Source organism: Mesorhizobium sp. M1D.F.Ca.ET.043.01.1.1, from assembly GCF_003952385.1.
GTDB lineage: Bacteria > Pseudomonadota > Alphaproteobacteria > Rhizobiales > Rhizobiaceae > Mesorhizobium.
The window spans coordinates 5,079,199-5,096,404 of the sequence record NZ_CP034444.1; the positions used below are offsets into that span (position 1 = coordinate 5,079,199).

Genomic DNA, 17,206 nt, shown 5'->3' on the forward strand with positions numbered 1-17,206 from the left:
GATCATGTTCACATCGCGTTTTGGTCGATGCAAGCGGAAATCGGGAGGAGGTTTGCCGGCGCAAAAAAGGACGGCGGCTCGCGCCGCCGTCCTCAGCTAGATGGTGTATCCGCTTGTGCTCAGGCCCGGCGGGTCAGCACGAAATTCTGGCCGCTGGCGCTGGTGCAGTTGAGCTGGCTGGTCGAGACCATCAGGCAGTTGAAGCTGACCGGCGTCTGCCGGATCAGCGAGGTGCCGTGAATCTCGACCGAGGTCGGGCCGGTCAGGGTGTAGCTGCCTTCGGACAGCTTCTGGCCGGTATCGGTCGCGACAGTGGTGAAGCTGCCGGCCGCGAAGGTCGACAGGCCGGTGCCCTTGGCGTCGATCCAGTTGCCCTCGACGCCCTTGGGAGCCGCTGCGATCGGCTCGGAAGGACCGGTGGTGGTGCAGGCGGCAGCGGCCAGAAGGCTTGCCGCGGCGCCTGCCGAAAGCAATTTGCGCGCAATGGTCATCTGAAAAATCCTCTCCTCTCGCGTCGGCCCGAAAATCGGTCCGATTTTCGGAAGCACGATGCGTCCATTCGAAGTGCTAGAGCGTACCTTATGCGTCCGACCGGACGCACGTCGCTCCAGGCCGCCCGTCTTCAATCGCCCGATTTCCGGGCGATTGCAAGGTGGAGAGAGATACCGGCAGAGCCGCTATCGCACCAGGATGTTGCGGAACTGCCACGGGTCCTCCCTGTCCATATCCTCGGGGAAAAGGCCAGGGCGATTGTCCAGCGGCGTCCAGTCGGTGTAGTAGCCCCTGACCGGCCCAAGATAGGGAAGCTGCACTTCCAGGCAGCGCCTGAAATCCATCTCGTCGGCCTCGACGATGCCGGCCATCGGATTTTCCAGCGCCCAGACCATGCCGGCCAGCACTGCCGAAGTGACCTGCAGGCCGGTGGCGTTCTGGTAGGGCGCCAGCTTGCGCGCCTCGGCCAGCGACAGCTGCGAACCGTACCAGTAGGCGTTCCTATCATGGCCGTAGAGCAGCACGCCGAGCTCGTCGACGCCGTCGACCAGCTCGTTCTCGTCGAGCACGTGATGCACGGGCTGCGCCTTGCCGGCGGCGCCGAACATCTCGTGCAGCGACAGCACGGCGTCGTTGCTGGGATGGTATGCATAGTGGCAGGTCGGGCGGTAGTTCACCTTGCCCTTCTTGCCGCGCACGGTGAAGAAATCGGCGATCGAGATCGCCTCGTTGTGAGTGACCAGGAAGCCGTATTGCGGGCCGGGCGTCGGGCACCAGGAGCGCACGCGCGTGTTGGCGCCGGGCTGTTCCAGGTAGATCGCCGCCTGCGAGCCCTGCTTGTGCTTCCTGCCGTTCTTCGGCATCCAGTTCTCATGCGTGCCCCAGCCGAGCTCGGCCGGCTGCAGGCCTTCCGAGATGAAGCCCTCGACCGACCAGGTGTTCCAGAACACGTCCATCGGCTTCGGCTTCTTGGTGCGCTGGGTATCGCGTTCGGCGATGTGGATGCCCTTGACGCCGGCCTTCTTCATCAGCTTCGCCCAGCCCTCGCGGTCGTGCTCGGCCGGCACGACAAACTCAAGCCCGAGATCGGTGGCGAGGTTGACCAGCGCCTGCTTGACGAACCACGAGACCATGCCGGGATTGGCGCCGCAGCAGGAGATCGCCGTGGTGCCGCCGGGGGCCTTCTCCTTCTCGAGGCGCACGCTCTCGCGCAGCGCATAGTTGGTGCGCGAGGCATTGTCGGCCGTTTCATCGAAGTAGAAGCCGAGCCACGGCTCGACCACGGTGTCGATATAGAGCACGCCGAGCTTGCGGCAGAGGCTCATCAATTCGAGCGAGGAGGTGTCGACCGACAGGTTGACGCACATGCCCTGGCCGGTGCCATTGGTCAGAAGCGGGGTCAGCAGCTTCTTGTAGTTCTTCTTGGTCACCGCGTCCTGGACGAAGGTGATGCCGCGCTCGTCGAGCAGCTTGCGGTCGGTGTCGCGCGGATCGATGACCGCCATGCGCGACTTGTCGAACTTGAAATGGCGTTCGATCAGCGGCAGCGTCCCCCGTCCGATCGAGCCGAAGCCGATCATCACGACAGGGCCGGTGATTTCACCGTAAACGGGCCAGTTTTCATTCGCCATTTTTTCGGACACTCCTAAAAACACAGGGAAAGCCCGGCGTTTCCGCCGGGCAGCCAAGCGCTACACCACAGATCATTGTCATAAACCAGCGAAAAGAGGCAACCACCGGCTGAGCCGGCTTGGCGGCTTGGTTAAGCCGCCCTGGCCATGCCGTGGAGGAAGGCGACCAGCCGGTCGCGATCGGCAGTCAGACCCTTGTAGTCGAGCTGCGCCTGGTCGAGCGCGTTGAGCTGTTCGGCGAAAGAGCCTGCAAGCGTCGCCCTCTCAGGGTGCCGGACGAGCACGGCCAGCGGATCGAGATGGATGCGGATGGTGAAGAGGATGTCGCGCGAGACCGGCAGCTTGCGCAATGTCTGGCGCTCGACCCTCATGAAGGCGTGGGCGTTGATATCGCCATCCGGAAAGCGCGTCGGGCGGTTGGTGGCGCGGTCGATGCGCTCCCTGTTGGAAAGCGGATGATAGAGCGCGTCGTCCGCCTGGATCGACCAGTTGAAGCGTTCGACCGCCTGGCCCTGCAGGCCGTCGAACATGCGGTTGATGAGGTCCGCCGGTCGCGTGCCGGGGCCGAAGCCCGGCACCGGCGCGTGGATCTGTTGCAGCGGCTTGCCGAATTTTTCCCGGAGCGACCAGGACGAAGGAAAACACAGCGATCCAGCGGCGAGCCGCCAGCCGTCATCGCCGCGGCGCATCAGGATCAGGTCCTCCTGGACGAGCAGCGAGGCCTTTACGAGCGGCGCCTCGGTGAGGGCAGGGGCCAATGTGTCGACCGCCCCTTCGAAGCCGGTCACCTCGATATCCGGGCCGTTGCGGTGATGGGTGCCGGAATGCTTTGCCGCCAGATGCGCGACGAGCAGTTCCATCGCTTCGCGCTGCGCGTCGCGGGTGCCGTCTTCCTCGACGAAGACCTTTTCGGGAATCTCCGCGTAGAGCCGCCGCTTCTCGGCGAGATGCGGCAAAAGGAATTCGTCGGCCTCGATCCAGCGATCGAACTCGAGCGGTTTCAGCCCGATGGTGAAGAGTTTGGAGGACCCGTCATAGGGCGTATGGGTCGGTTGGCGAATGGTCATGCCTGCCTGGGTGCTGTCCAGTTTGATGTCTTCAGCCTCGATCAGCCGAGTTGCGCCGGGATCAGCCCGCGCAGCGAATTGCCGACGAAGATCGCCTTCGCGGACTTCAGATCGTCGAAGGTGTAGATCGCTTCCACGGCGCGGCCTTCGTCCAGAAGCGTGCCGCGCAATATCCCAGGCAGCAGGCCGCAATCAAGTCTTGGCGTGGCCAGCACGCCGTCGCTGAAGTCGGCGAAGAGGTTGGTGATGGTACCTTCGCAGAGCTCGCCTCGCTCATTGGCGAGCAGCACCTCGTCGGCGCGGGTGGCGAGGTATTCGGCACGCGCCCGCTGGTAGGTGTCGCGGCGGCTGGTCTTGTGGCGCAAAAGCGTGTCGCCGGAATCGAGCCGGACGCGCGCCAGCTGCAGCCGCCACACCTTGCCGGCGGGCAGCGGTTCGTAAGGCTGCGCGGATGCTGTCGCCTCGCCATTGCGCTGCAGGGCGAGGCGGGTGCGCATGGCGATCCGCTGGCCGCCGACCGCGCCCGTCAGCGCGTCGCCGACCCGTTGCGGGTCGCAGGCAAAGCCGAGCTCCGCCGCCGAAGCGCAAAGCCGCGCAAGGTGGCGGTCAAAGCGCAGGAAGCCCGCGCCGGGTTCCCAGCGCATGGTCTCGATCAGCTCGAAGTCGGCACGGTTCCCGTCGCGAAGCGCGCTTTCAGAAGACACTCCCGGTACTCCTCATCGGCTGTCGAATCGAAGACGACGCCGCCGCCGACATTGTAGACGGCCTCGCCATCGGCGAAGAGCGAGATGGTGCGGATCGCCACCGAGAACCTCATGGTTCCGCCGGGCGCGATCCAGCCGATGGCGCCGCAATAGACGTCGCGCGGCACGCCCTCCAGATCGTGCAGGATCTCCATGGCGCGGATTTTTGGCGCACCGGTGATCGAGCCGCAAGGGAAGAGCGCTGCAAAGACCTTGCGGATGCCGATATCCGGCAGGAGTTTCGCCCGCACCCGGCTCACCATCTGGTGCACCGTCGGGTAGGTCTCGATGCGGAACAGCTCCGGCACCTCCAGCGTGCCGACCTCGCTGATCAGCGAGATGTCGTTGCGCAGGAGGTCGACGATCATGCGGTTCTCGGCCTGGTTCTTCTCGTCGTTGCGCAGGAACGCCTTCAGCCGCGCATCCTCGGCTTTGGTCGCGCCACGCGGCGCCGTGCCCTTCATCGGGTGCGTCTCGATCATGCCGTCCGCATCGATCTCGAAGAAGAGTTCCGGCGAGCGCGACAGCACCACCGGATCGCCGAGCGCGATCAGCGCGCCGTATTTCACCGGCTGGCGCCCGGTCAGCGCATCGAAGGCGGCAAGCGGATCGCCGGACCACTGGGCATGGACCGGAAAGGTCAGGTTGCCCTGGTAGCAGTCGCCCTTGCGGATATGGTCGTGGAGACGTGCGAAGCGGACGGCATAGTCCTCGGCGGACCATCCCGCCCTGGCGTCGAAGATCGGGCCGTTGCTGGCGGGACCTGAATTTTTTGGCACGGCCTGCTCGAGCGGCGCGTCGAAAACGCCGAGACAGATCAGCGGCGCGCGGCGGCCTTCAGGCAGCAACGGCACCAGCTTCGGCTCGAGCAGATAACCAGCCTCGTAGGAGAAATAGCCGGCCAGCCATCTGCCGGCGTCGGATGCGGCTTGAGCTGCTTCGATCGCCGGCGCGAACTCATCGGCGCTGCGCGCGACGATGATTTCGCGTGGCCTGTCGAAGACGAGCTGCCTGCCGGTCTCGTCGTTGCGGAAGATGGCGGAAGGCAGGGACATAAGCCTCGGGTGCGGTCAATTAAGCCGATCGCTCTATATGGGGGCCGGGACAGGCGCAATCGAGGGAACGGCGTCGGGCGGCGCAAAGGCGTCTGGCCCAAGAGAAAGGCGGCGTCCGCAACGGGCGCCGCCCTGCATTGGCCATTATCGATGCGGGATCAGGTGTTGCTTGAGGTTCCAGCCGTCGGGAACTGGCGGGCGAATTCGGCCTCGTTGCCCGAGGCCAGCAATTTCGCCTGCTCGATCCATTTCTCGCGCGCGATGCGACCGTCGAAATTGAGCACCTCCTCGATGCGCTTGACGTCGGCATCGGTCCAGGCGGCGATCTGGGCGTAGGTCGTGACGCCCTGACCCTTGAGCAGCTTTTCGTTGACCGGGCCGATGCCGATCAGGCGGCGCAGGTTGTCCGCCTTGGCAGTCGCCTTGCCCGATGCGGGCGCCGCCTTCTTTGCCGCCGCCTTGGGGGCTGCCCTCCTTGCGGCCGGCTTGGGCGCGGCGGTTGACCTGGCTGCCGGTTTTGCGGCGGCGGGCTTTGCCGCCGCCTTGGAAGGCGCGGACTTTGCCTTTGCCGCCGTCGACATCAGCGGCGCCGGCGCAGGCGCTGAGGCTTTGTCGGTGCCGGTCTTAGCCGTCGGCGCATCACGCAGCCGGGCCTCGAGGTCGGCTCGGGCGCGGCCGCAGGCATCGAGGTCGCTGCGCGCTTTGTCCCGTTCGCTGCGCGTGCGATCGAGGTCGCCGCGCAGGCTGTCGAGCTCGCCGCGCAGGCGGCCCCAGAGGAACCAGCCAGCCAAGACACCCACGACGAACGCCAACAGCATGTAGAAGAAAGTGCTCATTTCCCTCTCCAGTCCGATCGGGCGGCCGAGGCCACTGGTGGCGAGCTTGCCGCAAGGATCGTCATTTGTTCCGCGATCGGCGGAACAGCCGCTTCAATCGAGCTGCCGGCGCTTGGCTCTCCTCCGGCTATGGCCGACGGCCGCCATCGCATCCGCCGAAGCGCCGCGAAGGCCGTCTCTGGCCTTGGCGATGCGTCCGGCTGAGCTTGAGGCCGGACGCTATCATATGGCCTGCGGAAAGCTAATTGAAAAATGCCGCGGAGAGTTGTTGGAGAACAGCTATTTAGGACAAGAATAGAGCTGTCTCAAATATGCGTTCCGGCTAAATTATTCTGGTCTATGTCGCCAGGCGAAACGCCGTCATTTGTCGAGCGCTTCCAGCTCATCGATCAGGGCGCCGATCACGCCAAGGCCGATCTGCCAGAAGGCGGGATCGGTGGCGTCGAGGCCGAAGGGCGCCAGAAGCTCGGAGTGATGCTTGGTGCCGCCGGCGCGCAGCATTTCGAAATACTTGTCCTGAAAGCCGCGCTCGGCATTCTGGTAGACGGCATAGAGCGAGTTCACCAGGCAATCGCCGAAGGCATAGGCGTAGACGTAGAAGGGCGAATGGATGAAATGCGGAATGTAGGTCCAGAAGACCTCGTAGCCGTCGCGCAGCTTGATCGCCGGCCCCAGGCTCTCGGCCTGCACCTCCAGCCAGAACTGGCCGAGCCGGTCGGAGGTCAGCTCGCCGTTCTTGCGCTCGGCATGCACCTTGCGCTCGAACTCGTAGAAGGCGATCTGGCGCACGACGGTGTTGATCATGTCCTCGACCTTCTGGGCGAGCATCGCCTTGCGCTCGCGCTTGTCGGAGGTCTGGTCGAGCAGCGAGCGGAAGGTCAGCATCTCGCCGAAGACCGAGGCCGTCTCGGCCAAAGTCAGCGGGGTGGAGGCCATCAGCGCGCCCTGGCCGGCGGCCAGCACCTGGTGGACGCCGTGGCCGAGCTCATGCGCCAGCGTCATCACATCGCGCGGCTTGCCCATATAGTTGAGCAGCACGTAAGGGTGGGCCGAAGGCACCGTCGGGTGGGCGAAGGCGCCGGGCGACTTGCCTGGCCGCACAGGCGCATCGATCCATTTGCGGTCGAAGAAGGTCCGCGCGATTTCCGCCATCTCCGGCGAAAAGCGCCGATAGGCCGACAGCACCGTGTCCCTGGCGTCGTCCCAGCGGATCACCGCCTGCGGCGTCTCGGGCAGCGGGGCGTTGCGGTCCCAGTGGTTCATCACCTCCATGCCGAGCCAGCGCGCCTTCATCTGGTAATAGCGGTGCGACAGCCGCGGATAGGCCTCGCGCACGGCGGCCGCCAAGGCATCGACCACGCCGCGCTCGACGCGGTTGGCAAGATGGCGTGAATCGGCAATGTCCTCGAAGCCGCGCCAGCGGTCGGAAATTTCCTTGTCCTTGGCCAGCGTGTTGGTGATGAGCGTGAAGGTCCTGAGGTTCTTGCGGAAGGTCGCGGCGAGCGCCTCGGAGGCGCGGCGTCGCACGTCGCCGTCGGAGTCCTGCAGCCGGTTCAGCGCCGGCTCCAGCGTCAGCTCGTCGCCGTCGACGTCGAAGCGCAGGTCGGTCATCGTCTCGTCGAACAGGCGGTTCCAGGCGCCGCGCCCGGTGACCGACTTTTCGTGGAACAACTGCTCGACCCGATCCTCGAGCTGGTAGGGCTTGTCCTTCCTGAGGTCGAGCACCCACGGTCGGTAGTGGGCGAAGGCGGCGTCGGCCGCAAGCGCGCCTTCGATCACCGCATCGTCGATCAGGTTGAGCTCCAGAGCGAAGAACAAAAGATGCGCGCTGGCATCGGTCATCTTCTCCTGGACGTCGCCGTAGAGCTTGGCGCGCTGCGGATCGGCGGTGTTGCCGGCATAGACAAGCCCGGCATAGGAGACGATGCGGCCGATCAGTTCCTCCAGCGCCTCGTAGGCCTTCAGCGCCTCGCCGAGCCGGCCGGCGGCGCCGCGCTCCGCCTCAGCGGTCAAAGTGCCCTTCCAGCGGGCCTCGAAGGCAATGGCGTCGCTTGCCGCCAGCGCAATGTCGCGCTTCAGCTCCGGCGCTTCCATGCCGGAGTAGAGATCTGCGAGATTCCACTCAGGCAGATCGCCAAGCTCCGCCGCGCCCTGGCCGGACGCTGGCGCCGCAAGCCGCCGACCAAACATCATGCGCATCAACAATACCTTCTTTGAATCAACGGGAAAGGAGAAGCCGGTCAAATCCTAAGGAATTCGTTCACCGGGTTTTTTGAAACCTTATTTAGAACCCTGTGCCAAGATGATCCATGGGGATTTATCGGGCGGATAATTCAAACAGTCATGACAGGTTCCATACTCATAGTCGATGACGATCCCGTGCAGCGCAGGCTGCTCGAGGCGGCGGTGACGAAATTCGGCCACAGCGCCATCGTTACCGACGGCGGCGCGGCGGGCCTCGACGTGCTCGACGGGCCGAACGCGCGCGACGTGTCGGTCGTCATCCTCGACCTCGTCATGCCGGGGCTCGACGGCATCGGCGTCCTGAAAGCGATGCGCGAGCGCGCCATCAACCTGCCGGTCATCGTGCAGACCGCGCAGGGCGGCATCGAGACCGTCGTCTCGGCCATGCGCCACGGCGCTTTCGATTTCGTCGTCAAGCCGGCCTCGCCCGACCGGCTGCAGACCTCGATTTCCAACGCCTTGAAGGTCGAGGCGGTCGAGGACGAGATGAAGCGCACGTCGCGGCGGCGCGGCGGTCATCTCACCTTCAAGGACCTGATCACCCGCAGCCCGGCGATGGACCGGGTGATCCGCCTCGGGCAGAAGGCCGCGGCCTCCAACATCCCGATCCTGATCGAAGGCGAGTCGGGCGTCGGCAAGGAATTGGTGGCGCGCGCCATCCAGGGCAGCGGCGACCGCCGCTCGAAACCCTTCGTCACCGTCAATTGCGGCGCCATCCCCGACAATCTCGTCGAATCGATCCTGTTCGGCCATGAGAAGGGCTCTTTCACCGGCGCCACAGACAAGCACACCGGCAAATTCGTCGAGGCGCATTCGGGCACGCTGTTCCTGGACGAGATCGGTGACCTGCCGCTCGATGTCCAGGTCAAGCTGCTGCGCGCCGTGCAGGAGGGCGAGGTCGACCCTGTCGGCGGCCGTTCGACCGTCAAGGTCGACATCCGGCTGATCTCGGCGACGCACCGCAACCTTCTGCAGCAGGTCAAGGACGGCAAGTTCCGCGAGGACCTGTTCTACCGGCTGAACGTCTATCCGATCTTCGTGCCGCCGCTGCGCGACCGGCGCGAGGATATCCCCTTCCTTGTCAGGCATTTCATGGAGAAGGTGGCGCCGGCCGATCCGCGCCACCGTCTCGCCGGCATATCGGCCAAGGCGCTGGCGATGCTGCAGGCCTATGACTGGCCGGGCAACATCCGCCAGCTCGAAAATGCGGTGTTCAGGGCGTCCGTGCTTGCCGAAGGCGAATTGCTGACCGAGGAGGAATTCCCGCAAATCCGCGCGCAGGTCGAGGGCACCGTGAAGCTGGATGGCGAGCCCGTGTCGGCCGTTGCGGCAGACACGGATGAGCCGCAGGCGGGCGAACAGGCGGCATCCGGCGGAGCCGCGGCAGCCTTGCACGAGGCCGAGGCGCCGGCGCGGCTCCAGCCCCGCTTCGGCACGCTGAGAGCCCTGGACGAGCGCGGCAATGTGCGGGCGCTGGCGGATGTCGAGCTCGAAATGATCAAGCTTGCGATCGACCACTATAACGGCCAGATGAGCGAGGTGGCGCGCCGCCTTGGCATCGGACGCTCGACGCTCTACCGCAAGTTGAAGGAATATGGCATTGACCCCGAGGCGGGTCGTCTCGACCGGCTTGCCTCCTGACGCAAGCCCCCAGCTCAGCTTGCCCGTTTAAAACTTGAGTCAAATCGTCGCTTATCGGTCGGGAAGGCGCTGTTTTTCAGCGGCTTGCCTGCCGGCGATCACGCATTAAGGCAAATGGTAACAGATCGTGTTTCGGTTTAGCCGAATTCTCGATCTAAACCAGTGATTTACCACGAAGCGCGGTGCATCATTTTTGACGGGATATCGCCACGGTGTTACCGCATTTCGGCTTCAATAAGCGATGATTAACCATTAGGATCGATATTCGGATGTGAGAACCACGCATCCGTTTGGGCAAATCCGGGGACAAACGGCAGCCTGCAAGGCCTTTTGATTTGAACCAAGTCGAACGACACACAAACGGGCGGCATTTTCACATGAGCGTCTGGCCGAGGTGGCTGACGTTTGTGATTTTGGCCGTCGGGTTCCTCTCGGCAGCCGTCTCCGGCGCGAAGGCCGAGGTCCGTTCGCTGAAGCTCTATCACCTGCACACGCACGAAAAGGCCGAGATCGTCTACAAGCGCAATGGCCGCTACGATCCCGAAGGCCTGCGCAAGATCAACATCATCCTGCGCGACTGGCGCCGCAACGAGCCGACCAAGATGGATCCGCGTCTGCTCGACCTGGTGTGGGAAGCCTATCGGCAAAGCGGCGCGACCGACTATATCCAGGTCGTCTGCGGTTATCGCTCGCCGTCGACCAATGCGATGCTGCGCAGCCGCAGCCGCGGTGTCGCCGAGAAAAGCCAGCACATGCTCGGCAAGGCGATGGACTTCTACATTCCCGGCGTGCCGCTGAAGAAGCTGCGCAACATCGGCCTCAAGATGCAGGGCGGCGGCGTCGGCTACTATCCGACTTCCGGTTCTCCGTTCGTCCACATGGATGTCGGCAATGTGCGTCACTGGCCCGGCATCAGCCGCCAGGAGCTGGTCAGCCTTTTCCCGAACGGCAAGACGCTGCACGTGCCGAGCGACGGCCGGCCGCTGCCGGGCTATGAGCAGGCACTGGCCGCCTACAAGACGCGCAAGGGCGCCGGCACTCCGAATATCGAGCTGGCCAGCGCCGGCGGCTCGACCAAGCGGTCCGGCGGGCTGCTTGCCGCCTGGTTCGGCGGCGGCGACGACGAGGCCGACGACAGCGCCGATGTCGCGAGCGCCCAACCCGCGCCCCAGCCGAAAGCTGTGAAGCAGGTGGCGGCGCCCAAGAGCAGCAATCTGCCGGGCATCGCGATCGTCTCGCCGCAGGACGCCAAGCGCGCCAACATCCCGCAGATCGCGGAGGACAGCACCGACGATTCGCAGCCGCAGCAGGACACGCCTGAGACCATCATCGCCGCGCTGCCGCCGAAGGAGGTTCCGCTGCCCGCCTTCGCGCCGAGGCCGAAGGCCGATGTCGGCCAGCAGACACCTGAAAACGTGCCGTTCGCCGTGGCGGACGCCTCGGCCACGGCCGAGCAGGCGGTGGCGACGGCGCATGCCCCGGCCGACGTGCCGTTCGGCATGGCCGATGCCGCCGGCGCGGCGCAGGCCGCGGCCGATCCCGCGCAGGTGGCGGTCAACAACATCCCGCTGCCGACGTGGCGTCCCGACCGCTCGACGCCGGCCGAACTCGCGTCCAAGGACAAGAGCGTGCTGCTGGCGCTGGCGGAGACCGCCTCGCAGGACAAGAGCGCGACCGACGCCTTCTCGGTGCTGCCGACCGCGCGTCCCGACGCCGGCAAGCTGGATGAGATCAAGGCCGTGCTCGAACAGGCCAGCGCGACCAGCGCGGCCGGCGCGACCGGGGCCGAATACGAGGTCGCTTCGCTGACGGCGCCGGAGCCGCGCTCGGCGTTCAACGATCCGTCGGGCCTCGATGCCGCCTCGCCGCGTGAAGCCATCGCCGCCCGTCCGGCCGGTACCGACCCGGCGCAGGCGATCGGCGCCGGCGTGAAGACGACGCGCAAGGAGGCCAGGGCTTCCGCCAGCGACCTGCGGCCTGGACCGAAGGCGATGGTGGTGGCGACGCCGCCACAGGCAGCGCGCTGGGCGCTCGGCAGCGGCGAGAACATCGCCGCCGTTTCCGACCCGACGACGGCGCCGCGCTATGCGTACAACATCGTGCATACGCCGCCGAGCGAGGTCTACACGGCCGGATTCCAGACCGATCCCCAGGTGCCGGACGCCAGCCGGTTTACCGGCAACGCGGTGAAGTTCCTTTCGGTCGCCCGCTTCCAGACGAAATAGCGAGCCCGCCAGTACCGCAAAAAGCCGCGTTGGAAACCAGCGCGGCTTTTGCTTTTGTCCACGAGGGCGTATTGACGGCCCAGGTTACGTGCTTCCTCTCTTCCCGCTTCGTCTAATGGTAGGACAGCGCCCTTTGAAGGCGTGAATCGTGGTTCGAATCCATGAGCGGGAACCAGTCGGCGGCCGTGGGTTCCAACCCGTACCCGGTCGGCATAAGCTGGCTGGGTTCCTCATTCGCTCGAGGCGGTTCAGTCGACTTCCAGCGCAGCCGCTTCGCCCCTCGCCAACAGCCGCGCGGCGTCGCGCGCGGGGGGCAAGCCGAACTGGCGCGCATATTCCCGGCTGAACTGGGAAGCGCTTTCGTAGCCGACGGCAAAGGCGACACGCGCGGCATTGCCAGGCTGCGCGATCAGCAGGTGGCGGGCCTCCAGCAGCCGGACCTGCTTCTGGTACTGGATCGGGCTCATGGCTGTCGCCGCCTTGAAATGGCGGTGAAACGCAGCGTTGCTCATATGGGCGAGCGCGGCCAGCTCCGTCACATCGATCGGCTCGTTGTAATGCGCGCGTATCCATTGGGTGGCGCGGCGGATCTGTGACAGGCGTCCGTCGGCGCGCGCGAGCTGGCGCAGCTTTTCGCCTTGCGGACCCTGCAGGAGCCGGAACGCTATCTCCCGCTCGAGCATGGGCGCCAGCACCGGGATCTCGGCTGGCCTGTCGAGCAGCCGCAGCATCCGGCGCCATGCATCGAGCAGCTCGTCATCGGCTGGATAGGTCGCGAAGCCGTCGCCGCCGGCAGCCGGCTGGTGGTCGATGAGCAAAGTGGCAATCACTTCGATATCGAGGCTGAAGGCGATGGCCATGTAGGGATGGGCCGCACTTGCCTCGATCAGCTGGCTGGTGGCAGGTGTCTCGACCGCATAGACGAAACAGCTGCCGGCACTGTAGCGAAGCGTGCGGTCGCCGATCAGCACCGATTTCGTGCCCTGCAGCACGAACAAGGCCGTCGGCTGGCACAGCTCGGGCAGCGGCGGCGTCGGAACCTCGCTGCGGCCGATGGTGATGCGAGGCACATCCGTCCTCGTCCGCCGCCCGCGCGCATGGCGGCCGGCGATCGCAATCAATTCCCGCAGTGCTTCATTCATCGTTGCAGCATTGCCGATCGGCGCGAGCCGCGCAACGCAAGCGCGCACAGGTGACGCGCAAGCGCGCACTTTACTGAGAGGATTAGGCAAGAGGACGCGAGTTTCCGGCGCGCGAAACCTGCCGTTCCACGTCATCTCTAGGGTCTGCAAAGGAGACGTGGATATGACGACACAGAGGAACGCGCTGGTGACCGGCGCAAACAAGGGCATAGGTCTCGAGACCGCGCGGCGGCTGGCGGCCCTGGGGTTCAAGGTCTGGCTCGGCGCCCGCGATGCCGAGCGCGGCGCGGCTGCGGCGGAGGCGCTGCGCGGCGAAGGGTTCGATGTCGAGTGGCTCGAGCTCGATGTCGCAAGCGACGAGAGCGTCGCGGCTGCTACCAAGGCCCTCGCCGCGCGAGCACCTGGTCTCGATGTGCTGGTCAACAATGCCGGCATCGCGCCCGGGTATGTCGAGGCGCTTGGCCCGGACGGCAGCTACGAGCGGCCCCCGAGCCAGGAAGACATCGCGGACATCAAGGCCACCTATGATGTCAACGTCTTCGGCCCGGTTCGCGTCACCCAGGCGTTCCTGCCGCTGCTGCTGGCATCGTCCGGCGCCCGCGTCGTCATGGTGAGCAGCAATCTCGGATCGCTCGCGCGCGCGGCCGGCAACAGCCAGTCGCCCAATGTCATGGGCTATGGCAGCTCCAAGACGGCGCTCAACGCCATCACTGTGGCCTTCGCCAGGGAACTCGCGCCGATGGGCATCACGGTCAACGCAGCTGCTCCCGGCTACACGGCGACGGATCTCAACGGGCACAAAGGGCACCGCACGGTGCAGCAGGCGGCCGACATCGTGGTGCGCCTGGCGACCCTCGATGCCGGAGGGCCAACCGGCGGCTATTTCGATGAGAACGGTCCGCTGCCTTGGTGAGCAGAGGATCAATTACTTCCTGAGCTTGCCCGCCTCACGCGCGAGCGCTTCGATCTCGTCCCATTTGCCGGCCTTGATGAGATCGTCGGGCGCGACCCACGAGCCTCCGACGCAGATGACGTTGGGCAGGCTGAGATAGTCGGTGGCATTCTTGGCCGTGATGCCGCCGGTCGGGCAGAATTTCACGTCGGCGAGCGGCGAGGCAAAGGCTTTCAACGAAGCGATGCCTCCGGATTGCTCGGCCGGGAAGAATTTCAGGAAGCGCAAGCCGGCTTCGCGCGCGGCCATGATCTCGCCGGGGGTGATGGCGCCGGGCAACAGCGGCACGGGGCTGTCCTTCGCCGCGTCCAGAAGCTGGCTGGTGATGCCGGGGCTGACGATGAATTTCGAGCCGGCGGCGGCCGCCTCGTCGAATTGCTTCGCATCGAGAATGGTGCCGGCGCCTACGACCGCGTCCTCGACCTCGGCCGCGACGCGGCGGATCGCCTCCAGCGCGTCGGCGGTGCGCAGCGTGATCTCGATTGCCCTCAGGCCGCCGCGCGACAGCGCGCGGGCAAGCGGCACGGCGTCGGCGACGTTGGCGATCTTGAGCACCGGAATGACCGGCTGGCCATCGAGGAGCGACAGGAGCTTTTCGGTCTTGCTGGTCATTGGCTTGTCTCTCCGTTCCGGTCGATTTCAACCGATTAGCAGAAGGGGTATCCCAAGTCCACGAAGCCAGGCGTGTCGCGATGTCACGCAGCGGGTCGCGTTACCCCCCGAGTCTCCTCTGCCTTGAAACCGCTTTCACCACGGTCTAGTGGCATGACCATGACAACAGGCAGAGAAATTCAGCCAGTCCGCGTCGCCGCGCTCTACAAATTCGCGCGGCTCGATGGGTACGAGGCCCTGCGTGCGCCGCTCGCCGCGTTTTGCTGCGGACGCGGCATCAAGGGCACGCTGCTTCTGGCGCATGAAGGCGTCAACGGCACGGTGGCCGGCAGGGAGGAAGCGATCACCGCGCTGATCGACCACCTCCAGGCGATCGAGGGGCTTGCCGGCCTGGAGGTGAAATACAGCAACGCCGCCGACATGCCGTTCCACCGCATGAAGGTGCGGCTGAAGCGCGAGATCGTCACCATGGGCGTCGGCGACCTCGATCCGGCGACCAGCGCAGGCACCTATGTCGCGCCGGCCGACTGGAATGCGCTGATCTCTGACGCCGATACGCTGGTGATCGACACGCGCAACGCCTACGAAGTGTCGATCGGCAGCTTCAAGGGCGCGGTCGATCCGAAAACCGCCAGCTTTCGCGAGTTTCCGGCCTGGGTCGAAGAGCACAAGGATGAACTCGAAGGCCGCAAGGTGGCGATGTTCTGCACCGGCGGCATTCGCTGCGAGAAGGCGACGGCATACGTCAAGTCGCTGGGCTTCAAGAACGTGTTCCATCTCAAGGGCGGCATCCTGAAATATCTCGAGGACGTGCCGGCTGAGGAGACCCTGTGGCAGGGCGAATGCTTCGTCTTCGACGAACGGGTATCCGTGTCGCATGGGCTGGCCGAAGGGGAAGCCAAGCTGTGCCGCGCCTGCCGGCATCCGCTCACCGTCGAGGACCGGCTGTCACCGAAATACACAGTCGGTGTCTCGTGCCCGCATTGCTTCGAGGTGCGCTCCGACGAAGACCGCGCCCGCTACGCGGAGCGTCATCGCCAGGTGGAACTGGCGCAGGCGCGGGGCAACCGGCGCCACATCGGAAGCTGAGGCGTATCGCTGGAGCCTCAGGTCACCGAATAGCGATCGATGACCCAGAGCCAGGTTCCATCGGCCTGCCGGCGGGCGACCTCGCTCGTTACGCTGCCGTCGGGCAGTTTCGTCGAGGTGAGCGCCAGATCGCCGTTGACGAGGGCTGGGCGCTGCTCGCCGCGCTGGAATTTGCGTCCCTCAGCCAAGCCTTTCTCGAAGAGCACGCGGATCGCCTCGCGGCCGCGGGTAAATTCGCCTGCACCGCTGTCGACGACCGCGTCTTGCTCGAAAAGCGCCAGCATGCCTTCGATATCGCCGGCCCATTGCCGCTCGATCAGCATGCGCTCGAGATCCTGGGGATCGTGCGCCGGCTCGCGACTGGCTGCATCCGACATTCAAATCGCTCCTGCGGAAACCTGCCCGCGATCTTAACCCAAGCGCCGGCAGCTTTCGACACATCGGCTTCCGGCATCGGGCCAAAAGCGCTCGTCCGTCATTGTAATGTCAGCACGCGGGGCCTACGTCATGCCGGTCCGAAACCCGCCCGGGCGAATTCGGCCGGGCCAATTCTGGAGGCATTGATGCTCGACCCCAAGAAGCTGCTCGACGACCTTCTCGGCTCGCAAATTCCCGGCACGGGATCGACCGTTCGCGACAAGGCGGGGCAGGCGGTGCAGATGGCGAAGGACAATCCGCTCGCCGCCGGCGCGCTGGCCGCGGTGCTGCTCGGCACCGGTACCGGACGGCAGGTGACGGGCGCTGCCATCAAGCTCGGCGGTCTGGCGGCGATCGGCGGCCTCGCCTACAAGGCCTACCAGAACTACAAGAACGGCAACGCACCGGCGCAGACGCCGGCCGCGGGCGAGCCGGAACTGCTGCCGCCGCCGGCCGACACGGCCTTCGATCCTTCCCAGGCGCCGCAAGGCGAGGCCGAATTCACCCTGACGCTGGTGCGGGCGATGATCTCGGCTGCCAAGGCGGACGGCCATGTCGATGACGAGGAGCGGCAGAAGATAGCCGACAAGCTCAAGCTTGCCGGCATCGGCGCGGAAGCGGAAAAGTTCCTGATGGCCGAGCTCGAGCGTCCGCTCGATCTCGACGCGCTGATCGCGGGCGCCAAGACCGACGCGCAGAAGCTCGAGCTCTACACCGCCTCGCGCCTCACCATCGATCCCGACACCCGCACCGAGCGCGGCTATCTCGACCTGCTCGCCGGGCGCCTCGGCTTGCCGGACGCGCTGGTCGATCATGTCGAGGCGACGGTCTCGGCAGCCAAGGTGCCGGCTGGAACTGCATCCGATCCGCGCTGATAAATCCGGGTTGGTAAACGCGCATGCGGCGGCTTGCCGGTCGTTAATCTTTCGTTAACCCAGCAAGCGCATCATTCTAACCAGTCGGACCGGCTTATCCTCCTCCCAAGCGCGGTTCAGATCGGGGCGGTCGCCAATGACCGCCCTCTTTGTCGGCCCGCTCTTTTTGTCGGCCCACTCTTTTT

At 65.4% G+C, this 17,206-nt stretch carries 15 protein-coding genes and 1 tRNA gene; 6 read left to right on the top strand and 10 right to left on the bottom strand.

Annotated elements, in window-relative coordinates; translation table 11 throughout:
• Positions 1 to 119 precede the first annotated feature (119 nt).
• From EJ067_RS24610 to EJ067_RS24640, 7 genes are all read right to left on the bottom strand, one after another.
• Complete coding sequence (locus EJ067_RS24610) at positions 120 to 491, bottom strand: hypothetical protein (RefSeq protein WP_126087794.1); 372 nt, start codon at positions 489 to 491, stop codon at positions 120 to 122.
• 186 nt (positions 492 to 677) lie between these two features.
• Positions 678 to 2,123 (bottom strand): homospermidine synthase, encoded by a 1,446-nt coding sequence (locus EJ067_RS24615; protein ID WP_126087795.1) that lies wholly within the window; start codon positions 2,121 to 2,123, stop codon positions 678 to 680.
• Positions 2,124 to 2,254: 131 nt separating this feature from the next.
• Positions 2,255 to 3,190, bottom strand: a complete 936-nt coding sequence (locus tag EJ067_RS24620) for a DUF3445 domain-containing protein (protein WP_126087796.1) — start codon at positions 3,188 to 3,190, stop codon at positions 2,255 to 2,257.
• A 41-nt stretch (positions 3,191 to 3,231) separates the two neighbouring features.
• Entirely contained in the window at positions 3,232 to 3,894 is a 663-nt protein-coding gene (locus EJ067_RS24625) for an aminotransferase class IV family protein (protein WP_126087797.1), read from the bottom strand.
• Entirely contained in the window at positions 3,843 to 4,988 is a 1,146-nt protein-coding gene (locus EJ067_RS24630) for an aminodeoxychorismate synthase component I (RefSeq protein ID WP_126087798.1), read from the bottom strand. The genes EJ067_RS24625 and EJ067_RS24630 overlap by 52 nt, the downstream gene beginning before the upstream one ends.
• A gap of 158 nt (positions 4,989 to 5,146) precedes the next feature.
• A complete protein-coding gene (locus EJ067_RS34720) occupies positions 5,147 to 5,824 on the bottom strand; it encodes a proton-conducting membrane transporter (protein ID WP_189510085.1) in 678 nt (225 codons plus the stop codon).
• 360 nt (positions 5,825 to 6,184) lie between these two features.
• On the bottom strand, positions 6,185 to 8,023 hold the full coding sequence (locus EJ067_RS24640; RefSeq protein WP_189510086.1) for a M3 family oligoendopeptidase: 1,839 nt from the start codon (positions 8,021 to 8,023) through the stop codon (positions 6,185 to 6,187).
• Positions 8,024 to 8,167: 144 nt separating this feature from the next.
• On the opposite strand from EJ067_RS24640, the gene EJ067_RS24645 reads away from it, so the two are divergent.
• From EJ067_RS24645 to EJ067_RS24655, 3 genes are all read left to right on the top strand, one after another.
• Entirely contained in the window at positions 8,168 to 9,709 is a 1,542-nt protein-coding gene (locus EJ067_RS24645; RefSeq protein WP_126087800.1) for a sigma-54 dependent transcriptional regulator, read from the top strand.
• A gap of 377 nt (positions 9,710 to 10,086) precedes the next feature.
• A complete protein-coding gene (locus tag EJ067_RS24650; RefSeq protein WP_126087801.1) occupies positions 10,087 to 11,934 on the top strand; it encodes a DUF882 domain-containing protein in 1,848 nt (615 codons plus the stop codon).
• 101 nt (positions 11,935 to 12,035) lie between these two features.
• Positions 12,036 to 12,109 (top strand) — tRNA-Gln (locus EJ067_RS24655).
• 73 nt (positions 12,110 to 12,182) lie between these two features.
• Here the strand turns inward: EJ067_RS24655 and EJ067_RS24660 are convergent.
• Positions 12,183 to 13,076: an AraC family transcriptional regulator gene (locus EJ067_RS24660; protein WP_126087802.1), complete on the bottom strand. Its 894-nt coding sequence runs from the start codon at positions 13,074 to 13,076 to the stop codon at positions 12,183 to 12,185.
• A 163-nt stretch (positions 13,077 to 13,239) separates the two neighbouring features.
• Between EJ067_RS24660 and EJ067_RS24665 the strand changes: the two genes are divergently transcribed.
• The gene (locus EJ067_RS24665) at positions 13,240 to 13,989 is read left to right on the top strand and encodes an SDR family NAD(P)-dependent oxidoreductase (RefSeq protein WP_126087803.1); all 750 of its coding nucleotides are present in this window, start codon (positions 13,240 to 13,242) and stop codon (positions 13,987 to 13,989) included.
• 12 nt (positions 13,990 to 14,001) lie between these two features.
• On the opposite strand, the gene EJ067_RS24670 is transcribed toward EJ067_RS24665, so the two are convergent.
• A complete protein-coding gene (locus EJ067_RS24670) occupies positions 14,002 to 14,640 on the bottom strand; it encodes a 2-dehydro-3-deoxy-phosphogluconate aldolase (RefSeq protein ID WP_126087804.1) in 639 nt (212 codons plus the stop codon).
• 159 nt (positions 14,641 to 14,799) lie between these two features.
• On the opposite strand from EJ067_RS24670, the gene EJ067_RS24675 reads away from it, so the two are divergent.
• Complete coding sequence (locus EJ067_RS24675; protein ID WP_126089728.1) at positions 14,800 to 15,729, top strand: rhodanese-related sulfurtransferase; 930 nt, start codon at positions 14,800 to 14,802, stop codon at positions 15,727 to 15,729.
• Positions 15,730 to 15,746: 17 nt separating this feature from the next.
• Here EJ067_RS24675 and EJ067_RS24680 read toward each other — a convergent pair whose 3' ends face one another.
• Entirely contained in the window at positions 15,747 to 16,106 is a 360-nt protein-coding gene (locus EJ067_RS24680) for a nuclear transport factor 2 family protein (protein ID WP_126087805.1), read from the bottom strand.
• A 186-nt stretch (positions 16,107 to 16,292) separates the two neighbouring features.
• Between EJ067_RS24680 and EJ067_RS24685 the strand changes: the two genes are divergently transcribed.
• The gene (locus EJ067_RS24685; protein WP_126087806.1) at positions 16,293 to 17,021 is read left to right on the top strand and encodes a tellurite resistance TerB family protein; all 729 of its coding nucleotides are present in this window, start codon (positions 16,293 to 16,295) and stop codon (positions 17,019 to 17,021) included.
• Positions 17,022 to 17,206 lie beyond the last annotated feature (185 nt).